Here is a 307-nt window from a genome sequence, read left to right on the forward strand (position 1 = left end):
CGATTATTGAGTTTGTACATGATCTGATTGATCTCCTGTTGAGTTATGGTGGTCAGATCGGTGCCTTTGGGAATGTATTGCCGTATCAGGCCGTTGGTATTTTCGTTCAGCCCACGCTCCCAGGATGCGTAGGGGTGAGCAAAATAAAAATCAGCATCAAGTTTGCTCGCTATGATGTTGTGATCGGCGAATTCTTTGCCATTGTCAGACGTCATTGTGATAACAGAGTCACTGTATGGCGAAAGCAAGGTGATGATAGCTTGCGTGACGCACTCGGCCGTTTTTCGCTTTACCCTCTGGATGAGGG

The 307-nt window shown here is 47.2% G+C and carries 1 protein-coding gene; it reads right to left on the bottom strand.

The features are described from left to right. Window positions 1–307 (bottom strand): IS30 family transposase (locus ACXAFR_RS27595; protein WP_475183451.1); only part of this gene is annotated, 307 nt, incomplete at both ends.

The sequence above is a fragment of the Pseudomaricurvus sp. ABR4_320 genome, assembly GCF_056159445.1.